The sequence below is a fragment of the Pseudonocardia hierapolitana genome (assembly GCF_007994075.1).
In the GTDB taxonomy this organism is placed as follows: domain Bacteria; phylum Actinomycetota; class Actinomycetes; order Mycobacteriales; family Pseudonocardiaceae; genus Pseudonocardia; species Pseudonocardia hierapolitana.
Genome location: NZ_VIWU01000001.1, coordinates 8,466,085 through 8,479,271, shown reverse-complemented (window position 1 = coordinate 8,479,271; position 13,187 = coordinate 8,466,085). Strand labels below are relative to the sequence as shown.

Sequence of the window (13,187 nt, the reverse complement as noted above, 5' to 3'; positions counted from 1 at the left end):
GGGAGGACCCACCGTGCCCACCGCCGTCGCCGACGGGATCAGCACCCGCTACGAGGTGGCCGGCTCCGGCCCGCCACTGCTCATGTTCTCCCCGGGCGGCTTCGACTCGACGCTGGAGAGCTGGCGCACGGTGGGGATCTACCGCCGGCTCGCGCTGCTCGAGCAGCTCTCGGAGAACTACACGTGCATCACGTTCGACCGGCGCGAGTCCGGGCGCTCCGGCGGGCGGGTCGAGCGGCTCACGTGGTCCCACTACGTCGCGCAGGCGATCGGGCTGCTCGACCACCTCGGCATCGAGCGAGCCCACCTGATGGGCGGCTGCGTCGGTTGCTCGACCGCGGCGGCGATGGCCGTGGCGCACCCGGAGCGCGTCCGGTCGATGGTGCTGTTCTCCCCGGCCGGTGGCGTGAAGTACCGCATGAAGCAACACGCCCGCTTCGCCCAGCACCTGGCCCACGTCGAGGCGCACGGCCTCGCGGGCGTCGTCGCGCTGGTCGGCGAGACGGAGCAGGGTTTCGCGGCCGACCCGCGAGTCGGCCCGTGGAACAGCGTGGTGCGCACCGATCCCGCGTTCGCCGAGGCGTACGCGCGGCTCGACCCCGCGCGCTACGCCCTCGTCGTCAACGGCACGGCACGGCTGATGTTCGACCGCGACACCGTGCCCGGCGCCGAGCCGGAGGACCTGCTGCGGCTCGACGTCCCGGCGCTGATCGTGCCCGGCCAGGACGAGTCGCACGCGCCGTCGGCCGCGCGCTACCTGCAGGAGTGCCTGCCGCGCGCGGCGTACTGGGACGTCCCGGTCGCCGAGCAGACCGAGCAGACCGCGCCGGCCCGGGTCCTGGATTTCCTCGACGGCCGGTAGCCCTCCGGGCGCGGGCGCCCCCGAACCGCCCGTCGCACCGGCCCCGTAGCACCGGCATTGCAGCAAAGGAGCAGCAGATGTCCCCCACCACCACGCGCACCGTCGGCCGGGCGCTGACGGCCGCCGCGCTCGCGGCCCTCCTCGCCGCGTGCGGCTCGTCCGCAGGCAGCGGCGAGCCGGCCGGGCCGTTCTCCGGGGAGGACGTCGACCTGGTCGTCCCCTACGAGCCCGGCGGCGGCTACGACGCCTACGCCCGCGCGCTCGCGCCCTACCTCGAGGAGTGCCTGGGCGCGACGATCGTCGTGCGGAACGAGCCGGGTGCGGGCGGGCTGGTCGCGACGAACAAGACGGCCGCGGCCGGACCCGAGGACAACCGCTTCCAGATCGTGAACACGGTCGGCCTCGTCTCCGCGCAGATCGCGGCGGCCGCGGGAGCGAACTTCGACCTGAACGACCTGAACTGGATCGGGCGGGTCTCCGCACCGCCGAACGTCGTGGTCGTGGCGCAGGACAGCCCGGTCGGCAGCTTCGCCGACCTGGCGGCCGCACAGCAGCCGGTGCGGTTCGTCGCCCAGGGTCCGGGGGCGAACGACTTCATCGCCCCGAACCTCGTGGGCACCGCCTACGGCTTCCCGTTCGAGATCATCACCGGGTTCGCGGGCGCCCCGGAGGCCCGCACGGCGGTCGTCGCGGGCAACGCCGACGCGCACGTCCTGCCGGTCGACAGCCAGCTCCCGGCGATCGAGGCGGGTGACGTCCGGCCGCTGGTCACGATCGACCACGAGCCGGACCCGCTGCTGCCCGACACCCCGACGATCTTCGAGACCGCGCCCCCCGACGACCGCGCGAAGATGATCATCGACGAGCTGGTCGCGCTCGGGCAGACCGGGCGCGGGCTGATCGCCTCCCCGCAAATGCCGCAGGACCGCGTGGAAGCGCTCCGCCAGGGGTACGGCTGCGCGGCCGGGGACGCCGAGCTGCTCGCCGAGCTGGACGAGCAGCAGCGGCCGCTGGACCCGCTGGGCGGGCCGGAGACCGCGCAGCTGGTCGCCGACGTGCTGACGGCGCCGGAGGAGTTCCGGCAGCTCGTGGTCGCCAGCTACTGACCCTCGAACGCGGCGAGCCGCCCCCTACGGGAGCGGCTCGCCGCGTTCGAGCGCCGCGATCTGGTCGAGGCGCCGCTGGTGGACCCCGCCGTTGAACGCGGTGGTGAGCCAGGTGTCGACGATCTGCTCGGCCAGGTCGGGTGCGACGACCTTCGCGCCCAGCACGAGCACGTTCGCGTCGTTGTTGCCGCGGGAGATCCGCGCGTGGAAGAGGTCCGGGCACAACCCGGCCCGGATGCCGTGGATCTTGTTGCAGGCCACGGTCTCGCCGAGCCCGCTCCCGCCGACCACGATCCCGCGGTCGGCGGCGCCGTCGAGCACGCGCCGGCAGACCGCGAAGCACAGCGGTGGGTAGTCGACGAGCTCGCCTGCGTCGGCCGCGCCGAGGTCGGCGACGTCGTCACCGCGTTCCCGCAGGACGGCGACGAGCCGGGCCTTCAGCGCGACGCCGTTGTGGTCGGCCGCGATCGCGATGCGCACGTCGCTCCTCTCAGGCGATCAGGTCGTGCGTGCCGACGGCGAAGACGTCCTCGAGGGCCACCGGTCGGGTGAGGATCTGCTGGTCGACCGCGGCGCGCAGGAGCTGCTCCAGCACGGCGCGGTTCGGCCGCAGGCCGTAGGGCAGCGGGTCCGACGCGGTCAGGTCGAGCACGCGCCGGTAGGTCCGGTCCGCCCCGGTCGGGAAGGCGAGCGCACCGTTGCGCAGCCGGTCGACGTAGCGCTGCTTGGCCCGGGCGAACGCGTCGAAGACGTCGGTGGCGAGGCCGGGGTGCTCGCGGAGCAGGTCGTCGCGGACGACGACGAGGTGGTTGATCGGGTAGAGCCCGCGCCGCTGCAGCGCGGTGAACGCGGCCTCCGTCGGGTCCGGTATTAGCGGGACGACGTCGGGTGCGTCGATGCCCGCGCCGATGACGGCGGCGAGGTCGCCGCTGCGCAGCTGCTCCTCCATCGTCGAGCCGGGGTCGGCGGGAACGACGTTGTCCGGTGCGCGGTAGGCCTCGACGTGCTCGTCGCCCGACAGCACCCACGTGACCGCGTCGAGGTCGACGCCGTACTCGTCGCGCAGGACCGCGCGCGCCCACACGCCCGTCGTCACCGTGTAGCCGCGGTTCACCCCGACCCGGCGGCCCTCGAGGTCGGAGGGCTTCGTGATCCCGGAGCCGGCGGCCACCTGGATCGCCCCGTGGTGCAGCCCGCGGACGAGGAAGACCGGCACAGCGGTGAAGGGCACCCCGTGCTCGCGGGCGACGAGGTAGGTGGTCAGCGCCATCTCGCTGACGTCGAACTCCAGCCGGCGCACCATCCGTCGGAAGGCGCTGACGAGGACCGGCACCTCCTCGAAGTCGAAGCGGAACCCGCGCGGGGTGATGGACCCGTCCTTCAGCGCCTCGTTGGCGCCCTGGGTGCGGGTGACGGTGCGCAGGCGGAGGTCGGTCCCGGGCATGGCACTCCTCGACTCGATCGCCGTTGTCGTGGGAAGGTAGCATGGTAAGACCAATAGACCTTGGGGTGCGATGCTGCGCCCTCGGACGTGAGGACGGTGCATGGCCGAGCAGGTACTGGCGGCGGTCCGGACGGGACCGCGCACCACGGAGATGCGCGAGTTCCCCCTACCGGACGTCGACGATGACAGCGCCCTGCTCAAGGTCGAGGTCGCGGGCATCTGCGGGACCGACGTGAAGATGTACGCGAACCCGCCCTTCGCCGATCCGGTGATCATGGGGCACGAGAACGTGGGGGTCATCGCCCGCGCCGGGCGCGGCTTCACCCGCCGCAAGGGCCTCGCCGAGGGCGACCGCGTGTTCGTCGAGCACTACGTGGGCTGCTTCCACTGCGCGTGGTGCCACGCGGGGGAGTACCGCCACTGCGAGCTCACCGACTGGCGCACCAACCCCGACGCCCGGCGCTACGGCTACACCTCAGCAGAGAACCCGGGCCGGCTGTGGGGCGGCTTCGCGCAGTACATGTACCTGCCCTGGAACGCGGTGACGCACGAGGTGCCCGACGGCGTCACGCCCGAGCTGGCCGGGCTCGTCACGCCGCTGTCCAACGGCATCGAGTGGGCGCTGAACGCCGGACGGGTCGGTTACGCCTCCACGGTGCTCATCCAGGGGCCGGGGCAGCAGGGTCTCTCGCAGGTCGTCGCCTCGAAGCAGGCCGGGGCCTCGCTGATCATCGTCACCGGTACCACGCGGGACGCCGCGCGGCTCGACCTCGCGAAGGCGCTCGGAGCGGACGCGGTGATCGACGTACAGCGTGAGGACCCGCTGACGCGGATCCGGGAGCTCACCGGCGGCGTCGGTGTCGACACGGTGCTCGACTGCACGTCGGGCGCGGGCACGGCCCCCGTCCTGCTCGGGATCGACGCGCTCAAACGCCGCGGGGGCGTGATGGTCACGCAGGGCGAGCTCGCGGCGTTCCCGGACTTCCCGCTGAAGAAGATGACCGAGAAATCGATCACGCTCGCCAGTGCGCGGGGCCACGGCTACCGCGCCGTCGAGCTGGCGCTCGAGCAGCTCGCCTCGGGGCGCTTCCCGCTCGAACGACTCGCCACCCACAGCTTCGGCCTGCACGAGGTGGACCGTGCGATCCGGGCACTGGCCGGGGAGACCGGCGAGGACGCCCTGCACATCTCGCTGCTGCCGTGGGGGAAGACCGTATGAGCGTCGTGGTCCGCAACCCCGCCCGCACCGAGCGCGCCCTCGTGGACGGGCTGGGGCAGCTGGGCGTCTCCACCGTCCACGAGGCGCAGGGCCGCAGCCATCTGCTCGACCCCGCGCTGCGTCCGATCTGGCCGGGGGCCCGCGTGGCCGGGACGGCCGTGACCGTCAGCGTGCCGCCCGGCGACAACTGGATGCTCCACGTGGCCGTCGAGCAGTGCGCCGAGGGCGACCTGCTGGTGGTCGCCCCGACCACGCCGTCGTCGGCCGGGTACTTCGGCGAGCTGCTGGCCACGGCGGTGGCGCACCGCGGGGTGCGGGGCCTGGTCATCGACGCGGGCTGCCGCGACGTCGCCGAGCTGCGCGACATGGGCTTCCCGGTCTGGTCGCGGCACGTGTCGGCGTTCGGCACCGTGAAGGAGACCCTCGGCAGCGTCAACGTCGGGCTCGTGTGCGCGGGGCAGTGGGTGGAGCCCGGGGACGTCGTTCTCGCCGACGACGACGGCGTGGTCGTGGTCCCACGGGCCCGGGCCGCCGATGTCCTGCGGGCTTCGCGTGCGCGCGAGGAGAAGGAGGCGCGGTCGCGGGAGCGCTACGCGCGCGGGGAGCTCAGCCTCGACGTCAACGCGATGCGGGCCGCTCTCGCGGCCAAGGGCCTCACCTACGTGGACGCGGAGGATCAGTGATCATCGACTGCCACGGTCACTACACGACCGTGCCGGGAGCGCAGCAGGAGTTCCGGGACGCCCAGCTGGCCGCGCTGGCCGACCCGGCGCTGCCGGCGCCCTCGCCCGCGACCATCAGCGACGACGCGATCCGGGAGAGCGTGGAGGGCAACCAGCTGCGGATCCTGCGCGAGCGCGGCGGTGACCTCATGCTCTTCTCCCCGCGCGCCTCCTCGATGGGGCACCACGTCACCGACCCGGCCACCGCGCGGGCCTGGGCGGAGACGAGCAACGACCTCGTCGCCCGCGTCGTCGGCCTCTTCCCGCAGCACTTCGCCGCGGTCTGCCAGCTGCCCCAGATCCCGGGCGGGGCGCTCGACGACGCCGTCGCCGAGCTGCGCCGGTGCGTGGACGCGGGGTTCGTCGGCTGCAACCTCAACCCCGACCCGTCCGGCGGGTTCTGGACCTCGCCGCCGCTCACCGACCCGTACTGGTACCCGCTGTACGAGGCGATGGTGGAGCTCGACGTGCCGGCGATGGTGCACGTCTCCGGCTCGTGCAACCCCAGCTTCCACGCCCTCGGCGCGCACTACCTCAACGCCGACACCTCCGCGTTCATGCAGTTCGTCGAGGGCGAGTTGTTCACCCGGTTCCCGGCGCTGCGCGTCGTCATCCCGCACGGCGGCGGTGCCGTCCCCTACCACTGGGGCCGCTACCGGGGGCTCGCGATCCGGATGGGCAGGCCGGACCCGGGCACGCTGCTCTCCAACGTCTTCTTCGACACCTGCGTGTACCACCAGCCCGGCATCGACCTTCTCGCTCGCGTGGTGCCGGCCGAGAACATCCTGTTCGCCTCGGAGATGCTCGGCGCCGTCCGCGGCGCGGACCCCGAGACCGGCGTGGCGTGGGACGACACCAAGGCCTACGTCGACCGGCTCGAGCTCACGGCGGAGCAGCGGCAGAAGATCTTCGAGGGGAACGCGCGCCGCGTCTACCCCCGCCTGGACGCGCAGCTGCGGGCTGCGGGGAGGTAGTCGTCATGGGATCGCTGAGGCTCACGTTCGCGTGCGGCGACTACGACCGCACCCGCGCGCTGCACGAGGGGACGGTCCGGCCCGACGGGATCGAGCTCATTTCCCTGCGGCTCCCGGTCGAGGAGACGTTCTTCCGGATGATGCGCCACCACGAGTTCGAGGTGGCCGAGCTGTCGCTGTCGTCCTACGTGAAGTCGCTGGACCAGGACCCGTCGCCGTTCGTCGCGCTGCCGGTCTACCCCTCCCGGCAGTTCCGGCACGGCGGCATCTTCGTGAACGCGGCCGCGGGCATCGAGGAGCCGGCGGACCTGCGGGGCCGGGTGGTCGGTACGCCGGAGTGGCAGCTCACGGCCGGCGTGTGGATCCGCGGCATCCTCGCCGACCGGCACGGCGTGCCCGTCGACTCCGTCGAGTACCGCACCGGCGGGCAGGAGACGCCCGGCCGCATCGAGAAGGCCGCCGTCGACCTCGGCGAACAGATCCGGATCGCGCCGATCCCCGAGGACGCGACGCTCTCGGAGATGCTCGCCGACGGCCGGATCGACGCGCTCCAGAGCCCGCGGGTGCCGTCCACGTTCCGTCCCGGCGGGGGCGTCCGGCGGTTGTTCGCCGACCCCGTGGCCGCCGAGAAGGAGTACTTCACCGCCACCGGAATCTTCCCGATCATGCACGTCGTCGTCGTGCGGCGGGACGTCTACGAGCGGTACCCGTGGGTGGCCCAGACCCTCACCAAGGCCCTGCACCTGGCGAAGCGGGAGGCGATGGCGAACCTCTACGACTCCTCGGCCCTGCGGTTCTCCCTGCCGTGGCTCATCCCCGGCCTCGAGGAGGCCAGGGCGCTGATGGGGGAGGACTTCTGGTCCTACGGCCTGGAGGCGAACCGGAACGCGCTGGCGACGTTCCTGCGCTACCACCACGAGCAGGGGCTGTCCCGGCGGCAGTACGCGCCGGAGGAGTTGTTCGCGCCGGAGGCGACGGAGGCGTTCGTGATCTGACGGCCGGGCCCGGGAAGCCCCTACCCGGCGAGCAGGGTCTTCAGCGGGATGCCCGCGTCGGCGGCCTTGTCGGCCGGGAGGGTCTTGCCCTGGGTGAGCGCCTTGCGGACGACGAGGTAGTCGGCGGGGGCGTTGACGGCGTCGACGGCGAGGAGCTCGCCGTCGCGGTAGTAGAGGACGGCGAACTTCTCGCTGTCGGGCTCGCCGCGCACGTCGCAGCGGTCGAAGCCGGCGGACAGGCCGGCGATCTGCAGCCGCAGGTCGCCCTGGTTCGACCAGAACCACGGAACGGTGCGGGCGGCCGCCGGGCGGCCCAGCAGCGCGGCCGCGGCCGCGCTCGCCTGGGCGACCGCTGCGGGCACCGACTCGAGCCGGACGCGGCCCTCGCCGGTCATCGGGTGCGGGGCGACCGTGCAGTCGCCGGCCGCCACGACCGCCGGGTGGCTGGTGCGGGCGGCGGCGTCCACGACGATCCCCCCGTCGCACTCGAGCCCGATCTGCTCCGCGAGCTCGGTGCGGGGGACCGCGCCGACACCGACCAGGACGAGGTCGGCGGGCAGCGCCCGCCCGTCCGCGAGCTGCACGGCCTCGACAGTGCCCCCGGCGCCCGCGCGGATCGCCACGACCTCGGCGGACAGCAGCACGCCGGTGCCGCGGCGCTGGTGGGCGCGGCGGAGGAACTCCGAGACGACCGGGGCCACCGACCGCCCGACCAGTCGCTCCGCCGCCTCGACGACCGTGACCTGCTTGCCCTGGGCCCGGGCGGCCGCGGCGGCCTCGAGGCCGATGAAGCCGCCGCCGACCACCACCACCCGCGCGGCGTCGGCGAGCTGCCGTCGCAGCCGGACGGCGTCGTCGAGCCCCCGCAGTGACAGGACGCCCTCGAGGTCGGCGCCGGGGACGTCCAGACGGCGCGGTCGCGCGCCGACGGTGAGGGCGAGCCGCGTGAACGGGAGGCTCCGCCCGCGGTCGGTCCGGGCGCGGCCGGGTCGGCCGCCGGCCGGGAGGGCGAGCTCGACGACCCGTTCCCCGCAGATCAGCTCGACCCCGTTCTCGGCGTACCAGGTGGGGGTGCGGAAGGCCAGGGACGCGGCGTCGGCGGTACCGGCGAGGAACTCCTTCGACAGCGGCGGGCGTTGGTAGGGCGGGTGCGGCTCGGCACCGACGAGCGTGATCGGGTCCGGGTCCCCGAGCTGCCGCAGCGAGACGGCGAGCTGCACGCCTGCCTGGCTGGCGCCGACGACCAGGGTGCCGGCGGGAGTGGTCTGCGGCATCCGCGTCCTCCTGGGCCATTGGACTTACCATTATTCCATACGCGTCGGTCCGCGAGAAGTCCCGCGCTTGCGGAGCGCGAGGGCCGGGAGCGTCATCCCCGCGCCGACGACCGCGATCGCGGGCGTCAGCGGGACGACGACCACCATCCCGGCGACCGCCAGCGGCGCGGTGAGCAGTGCCGCGGCACGGAACGTCCCCGTGACGGCGATGGCCTCGCCGCGCTCCTGCGGGTGCACCGACTCGGCCGCCAGCGCCGGCCCCAGCACCTGTACGGCGCCGGCCGCCATCCCGCTGACGACGAGCACGAGCGCAGCGAGCGGCGGACTCCCGGCGACCGCGGCGGTGAAGGCGGTCGCGACGCCGGTGGCGAGGATCCCGACCAGCAACGCGGGCACCGTCAGGTGCGCCCGGATTCGGCCGGCGAGCGCTGTGCCGAGCAGCTGGGCGCCGTTCGCCGCCGCGACCAGCACGCCGATGGTCGTGGCGGACTGGCGAGCGGCGTCCAGCGCCACCGGGACGTAGGAGGTGAGCAGCGCGCGCCAGGCGCCCGCGGTCATCCCGGCCCAGCACCCGACGTCGACACCGGGTCGGCGCCACATCCGGCCCGGCGGCCGGTCGGCCGGGGGCGCGAACGGCGGCAGCCGGTCGAGCAGGAGCGTCGGGGCCAGGCCGGTCAGGGCGATTCCCGCGGCCACGGTCAGTGCCAGGACGGGGGTCGTCTCGGACAGGACGCCGGCGACCAGTGGACCGGCGAGCAGGCCGACCGACGCCACCAGGTTCACCTGGGCCAGTGCGCCCGCCGCGCGGCCGGACCCGCGGACGACGTGGGTCTGGCTCCCGGTCCAGAAGCAGGCCCGCGACACGCCCTGCAGCAGCTGGGCCAGGACGAACGGCACCAGGGTGGTGGACAGGGTGACGACCGCGCAGCTCGCAGCGAGCGCGATCTCGGCGCCGGCGATGAGCGTCCAGTCCGGCCAGCGGCGCATCGCCCATCCGAGGGCCAGGCGGATCAGCATCTGCGAGACGGCCGACGCGGCGGTCAGGGCGCCGATCTCGAAGGCGGAGTAGCCGGCCTGGAGTGCGAGCAGGGGTAGGGCGACGCTGGCGGCGCCGAGCGACACGGAGTAGATCCCGGCGCCGGTGGCGGAGGCGACGGCGTCGCGACGAGGACGAGGCGATCGCACCGGCGGTGCTCCGTTCGGACGCAGCAAAGGTCTTATAATTGTGCCAAACTACTGCACGCTCACCGGAGACCCCGGGAGCGGCCGGTCCGCCGACCGGGGACACGGCGCACGACGCCGGATAACGAAAACGTAACAAAGGGTCCGATCATTGGCCCCTTCGCAGCGCTCGGTGTTTGGTCTCCCTAGTTCTGCCGTGGACCACCGCACCGTCGCCACGCGGCCGAGAGGACGTACATGCTCACCGACGCGCTCAGCGGCCTCGCGCAGGTCTTCCAGCCGGTACCGCTGATGCTGATGCTCCTCGGCGTCGCCATCGGGTTCGTGGTCGGCATCCTCCCCGGGCTGGGTGGCGCCGTGACGCTGGCGCTGATGCTGCCCTTCACGTTCGACATGCAGCCGGTCGAGGCCTTCGCCTTCCTGCTGGGGATGTGGGTCGTCACCTCGACCACCGGGGACATCACCTCGGTGCTCTTCGGCGTCCCGGGCGAGGCCACCTCCGCGGCGACGGTGCTCGACGGCCACCCGATGACCAAGCGGGGCGAGGGCGGCCGGGCGCTGGGTGCCGTGCTGCTCAGCTCCGCGCTCGGTGCCGTCTTCGGGGCACTGGTGCTCGCGCTGTCGATCCCGGTGATCCGCCCGATCGTGCTGGCGTTCGGTCCGCCCGAGTTCTTCGCGCTGACCCTGCTCGGACTGACCTTCGTGGTCGCGCTGTCCGGTCAGCGCCTGCTCAAGGGTTTCGTCATGGCCGGGCTCGGCCTGATGGTCGCGCTCGTCGGGCTCGACCCGCAGGAGGGCGTGCCCCGCTACACCTTCGACCAGCTCTACCTGTGGGACGGGATCGGCATCGTCCCGCTGGTCGTGGGGCTCTTCGGCGGGGCCGAGGTGCTCCAGCTGATGCTCAGCAGGCGCAGCATCGCCCGCGCCGAGCCGGGAGCCGCGCCGGACACCTCGCTGGCGGGTGTCGGGCAGGGCGTCCGTGACGTGTTCCAGCACTGGGGTCTGGTGATCCGCTCCAGCGCGATCGGCACCGGCGTGGGCATCGTGCCCGGTCTGGGCGGGTCGGTCGCCCAGTTCATGGCCTACGGCGCCGCACAGCAGAGCTCGAAGACCCCGGAGCTGTTCGGCAAGGGTGCCGTCGAGGGCGTGATCGCCTCCGGAGCGGTGAACAACGCCAAGGACAGTGGTTCGCTGATCCCCACGATCGGCTTCGGCATCCCGGGCGGCGCCGGCAGTGCCGTGCTGCTGAGCGCCTTCCTCATCGTGGGCCTCAACCCCGGCGAGGAGATGCTGACGACGTCGCTGGACGTCACGTTCTCGATGATCTGGGTGACGGTCCTGGCGAACTTCATCGCCGTGGCCGCCGCGTTCCTGCTGCTCAAGCCGCTCACCCGGATCACGTTCATCTCCGGGCCGCTGCTCGTGCCGTTCCTGCTGCTGCTCCTCGCGCTCGGCGCGTACACGGCCAACAACTCCTTCGCCGACGTGCTGGTCATGATCGGCGCGGCTGCCATCGGAGTGGCCTGCATCCGCTACGACTGGCCGCGGGTGCCGTTCCTGCTCGCGGTCGTGCTCGGCTCGCTCGCCGAGCGCTACCTGTTCCTGTCCCACTCCCTGTTCGGGTGGTCGTGGCTGGCGCGGCCGATCGTGCTGGCGATCGGCGTGGTCATGGTGCTGGCGGTCGTGACCCCCGTCGTCCGGCGGGTGCGGGCCCGCGACCGCGGGATGCGGGACCAGAAGATCGAGGAGACGGCATGACGACCCGCGAGTCGACCGACGCGAGCGCAGCCGTGCCGACGCCGGCCCCGCGCCGCGCCCCTTCCGGTGCCGTGGCCGACGTCGTCCTCACGGTGCTGCTGCTGGCTCTGTTCGGCTGGGGATTCCTGGAGGCCGCCCAGTGGTCGTTCCAGGCAGCCCTGTTCCCCCGCATCGTGACGGGCAGCGCCTTCGTGCTCGCCGCACTGCACCTCGTGCACGCGCTGCTGCGGCTGCGGCGGCGCGCCGCCCTGACGTCCGACGGTTCCGCCGACACCCTCGCCGCGGAGGCGGAGGCGGAGGCGGACGCGGACGCCGACGACGCCGTGCAGCTGTTCCGGACCGCCGGCCCGCAGCGCTGGGCCGCCGCGCTCGGCTGGGTCGTGGGGTTCTTCGTCCTGCTCTTCGTCGGCGGCCTGTTCGTCACCGCGCCGGTGTTCTCGCTTCTGTACCTGCGCTTCGCCGGCGGGCGGACGTGGGTCTTCAGCGCGGTCTACGCCGTCGTGACCGGGGTGGTGCTGTACCTGGCGTTCGAGGTCGCGCTCGGCGTGCCGACCCCGCCCGGGCTGTTCCTGAACTGATCAACGACTGATCAACGGAGTGTGCGATGACTGCAACGGCGCCGCTGCGGCGGGCCCTGTCCTCCGTGGCCGCGCTCGCTGGGGCCGCCGGCGTCCTTGCCGGTTGCTCCAGCGGCGCCGACGCGGCCGCGGGGACGACCCCGGCGTGCGCGGGTCTCGCGGGTGAGACCGTCTCGCTGGTCGTGCCGTACGAGCCGGGCGGCGGCTACGACGCCTACGCGCGGCTCATCGGGCCGTACCTGGAGGACGCGACCGGAGCCACGATCGCCGTCGAGAACCGGCCGGGCGCCGGCGGCCTGCTCGCGCTGAACAACCTGCTCACCGAGGAGCCGGACGGCACCACGATCGCGATCATGAACGGGGTCGGTGCCGGCGGGTCGTCCATCGCGGGCGCGGACGGGGCCACGTTCGCCCTCGACGACTTCACCTACATCGGCCGGGTGGCGAGCGAGCCGCCGCTCGTCGTCACCAGTGCCACCGGCAATTACCAGACCTTCGACGCCGTGCGCGCCGCGCGGGGCTTCCGGTGGGGCTCCACCGGCCCGGGCGCCGAGGACTACGTCACGGCGTCGGTGCTGAGCGCGGTGTTCGACATCGACGCGCAGGTGGTGACCGGCTTCCCGGGGTCGGGGGAGACCGAGCTGGCCGTCCTCCAGGGATCGATCGACGGCATGTCCGGCAACCCGGGCAGCCGACGGCAGGCGGTCGAGGAAGGCACGCAGACGGCGGTGCTGCTGATGGGAGAGGAGAAGCCCGGGTGGCTCGCCGGGGACGTGCCGTCCGTTGCCGACGTCCCGATGAGCCAGGAGCAGGCGAGCATCGTCGACGCCCACCTCGCGCTGATCGAGATCGGGCGCCCGCTCGTCGGGCCGCCCGGGATGGACGAGGAGATCACCACCTGCTGGCGGGAGGGGATGGCCGCCGCCATGGCGAACCCCGACCTGCAGGCGGAAGCCCAGGAGCAGGAGCGCGAGCTGGGCTTCCTGGCCGGGGCCGAGCTGGACGCACTGGTCCAGCGGCTCGTGGACGCCCCTCCGGCGTACCGCGAGCTGCTGGCGACCCTCTACTGAGGA

General features: G+C 73.2%; 13 protein-coding genes. 9 read left to right on the top strand and 4 right to left on the bottom strand.

Features of this window, described 5'->3' with window-relative positions:
• Nucleotides 1–13 precede the first annotated feature (13 nt).
• A complete protein-coding gene (locus FHX44_RS39995; protein ID WP_147260520.1) occupies nucleotides 14–862 on the top strand; it encodes an alpha/beta fold hydrolase in 849 nt (282 codons plus the stop codon).
• Nucleotides 863–939: 77 nt separating this feature from the next.
• Nucleotides 940–1,968, top strand: coding sequence for a tripartite tricarboxylate transporter substrate-binding protein (locus FHX44_RS39990; RefSeq protein WP_147260519.1), 1,029 nt, complete (start codon nucleotides 940–942; stop codon nucleotides 1,966–1,968).
• Between the two features lie 24 nt (nucleotides 1,969–1,992).
• Here the strand turns inward: FHX44_RS39990 and FHX44_RS39985 are convergent, their stop codons facing one another.
• Both FHX44_RS39985 and FHX44_RS39980 read right to left on the bottom strand, forming a co-directional pair.
• Nucleotides 1,993–2,448, bottom strand: a complete 456-nt coding sequence (locus tag FHX44_RS39985) for an RpiB/LacA/LacB family sugar-phosphate isomerase (RefSeq protein WP_212612871.1) — start codon at nucleotides 2,446–2,448, stop codon at nucleotides 1,993–1,995.
• Between the two features lie 10 nt (nucleotides 2,449–2,458).
• Entirely contained in the window at nucleotides 2,459–3,412 is a 954-nt protein-coding gene (locus FHX44_RS39980; protein ID WP_147260518.1) for an ABC transporter substrate-binding protein, read from the bottom strand.
• Between the two features lie 100 nt (nucleotides 3,413–3,512).
• On the opposite strand from FHX44_RS39980, the gene FHX44_RS39975 reads away from it, so the two are divergent.
• Genes FHX44_RS39975 through FHX44_RS39960 form a run of 4 tightly spaced genes read left to right on the top strand, consistent with a single transcriptional unit; the run spans nucleotide 3,513 to nucleotide 7,322 of the window.
• Complete coding sequence (locus FHX44_RS39975; RefSeq protein ID WP_147260517.1) at nucleotides 3,513–4,631, top strand: zinc-dependent alcohol dehydrogenase; 1,119 nt, start codon at nucleotides 3,513–3,515, stop codon at nucleotides 4,629–4,631.
• Nucleotides 4,628–5,314: a 4-carboxy-4-hydroxy-2-oxoadipate aldolase/oxaloacetate decarboxylase gene (locus FHX44_RS39970; protein WP_147260516.1), complete on the top strand. Its 687-nt coding sequence runs from the start codon at nucleotides 4,628–4,630 to the stop codon at nucleotides 5,312–5,314. The genes FHX44_RS39975 and FHX44_RS39970 overlap by 4 nt, the downstream gene beginning before the upstream one ends.
• Nucleotides 5,311–6,327, top strand: a complete 1,017-nt coding sequence (locus tag FHX44_RS39965; protein WP_147260515.1) for an amidohydrolase family protein — start codon at nucleotides 5,311–5,313, stop codon at nucleotides 6,325–6,327. Before FHX44_RS39970 ends, FHX44_RS39965 begins: the two co-directional genes overlap by 4 nt.
• A gap of 5 nt (nucleotides 6,328–6,332) precedes the next feature.
• Nucleotides 6,333–7,322 carry a type 2 periplasmic-binding domain-containing protein gene (locus FHX44_RS39960; RefSeq protein ID WP_147260514.1) on the top strand — a complete coding sequence of 330 codons (990 nt, stop codon included), beginning with the start codon at nucleotides 6,333–6,335 and terminating at the stop codon, nucleotides 7,320–7,322.
• A 20-nt stretch (nucleotides 7,323–7,342) separates the two neighbouring features.
• Here the strand turns inward: FHX44_RS39960 and FHX44_RS39955 are convergent, their stop codons facing one another.
• Both FHX44_RS39955 and FHX44_RS39950 read right to left on the bottom strand, forming a co-directional pair.
• Nucleotides 7,343–8,596, bottom strand: coding sequence for an NAD(P)/FAD-dependent oxidoreductase (locus tag FHX44_RS39955; protein ID WP_147260513.1), 1,254 nt, complete (start codon nucleotides 8,594–8,596; stop codon nucleotides 7,343–7,345).
• Between the two features lie 30 nt (nucleotides 8,597–8,626).
• The gene (locus FHX44_RS39950) at nucleotides 8,627–9,781 is read right to left on the bottom strand and encodes an MFS transporter (protein ID WP_147260512.1); all 1,155 of its coding nucleotides are present in this window, start codon (nucleotides 9,779–9,781) and stop codon (nucleotides 8,627–8,629) included.
• Nucleotides 9,782–10,015: 234 nt separating this feature from the next.
• Between FHX44_RS39950 and FHX44_RS39945 the strand changes: the two genes are divergently transcribed.
• From FHX44_RS39945 to FHX44_RS39935, 3 genes are read left to right on the top strand one after another with little or no spacing between them, the layout of a single operon-like run.
• Nucleotides 10,016–11,536, top strand: coding sequence for a tripartite tricarboxylate transporter permease (locus FHX44_RS39945; RefSeq protein ID WP_147260511.1), 1,521 nt, complete (start codon nucleotides 10,016–10,018; stop codon nucleotides 11,534–11,536).
• Nucleotides 11,533–12,114 carry a tripartite tricarboxylate transporter TctB family protein gene (locus FHX44_RS39940; protein ID WP_147260510.1) on the top strand — a complete coding sequence of 194 codons (582 nt, stop codon included), beginning with the start codon at nucleotides 11,533–11,535 and terminating at the stop codon, nucleotides 12,112–12,114. The genes FHX44_RS39945 and FHX44_RS39940 overlap by 4 nt, the downstream gene beginning before the upstream one ends.
• A gap of 26 nt (nucleotides 12,115–12,140) precedes the next feature.
• The gene (locus FHX44_RS39935; protein WP_147260509.1) at nucleotides 12,141–13,184 is read left to right on the top strand and encodes a Bug family tripartite tricarboxylate transporter substrate binding protein; all 1,044 of its coding nucleotides are present in this window, start codon (nucleotides 12,141–12,143) and stop codon (nucleotides 13,182–13,184) included.
• The last annotated feature ends 3 nt before the right edge of the window (nucleotides 13,185–13,187 follow it).

Bases quoted from the DNA above. Each gene is read 5' to 3' on its own strand.
- FHX44_RS39990 (WP_147260519.1), top strand. From the start codon at position 940: ATGTCCCCCACCACCACGCGCACCGTCGGCCGGGCGCTGACGGCCGCC.
- FHX44_RS39935 (WP_147260509.1), top strand. From the start codon at position 12,141: ATGACTGCAACGGCGCCGCTGCGGCGGGCCCTGTCCTCCGTGGCCGCG.
- FHX44_RS39960 (WP_147260514.1), top strand. From the start codon at position 6,333: ATGGGATCGCTGAGGCTCACGTTCGCGTGCGGCGACTACGACCGCACC.
- FHX44_RS39980 (WP_147260518.1), bottom strand. From the start codon at position 3,412: ATGCCCGGGACCGACCTCCGCCTGCGCACCGTCACCCGCACCCAGGGC.
- FHX44_RS39955 (WP_147260513.1), bottom strand. From the start codon at position 8,596: ATGCCGCAGACCACTCCCGCCGGCACCCTGGTCGTCGGCGCCAGCCAG.
- FHX44_RS39970 (WP_147260516.1), top strand. From the start codon at position 4,628: ATGAGCGTCGTGGTCCGCAACCCCGCCCGCACCGAGCGCGCCCTCGTG.
- FHX44_RS39940 (WP_147260510.1), top strand. From the start codon at position 11,533: ATGACGACCCGCGAGTCGACCGACGCGAGCGCAGCCGTGCCGACGCCG.
- FHX44_RS39945 (WP_147260511.1), top strand. From the start codon at position 10,016: ATGCTCACCGACGCGCTCAGCGGCCTCGCGCAGGTCTTCCAGCCGGTA.
- FHX44_RS39975 (WP_147260517.1), top strand. From the start codon at position 3,513: ATGGCCGAGCAGGTACTGGCGGCGGTCCGGACGGGACCGCGCACCACG.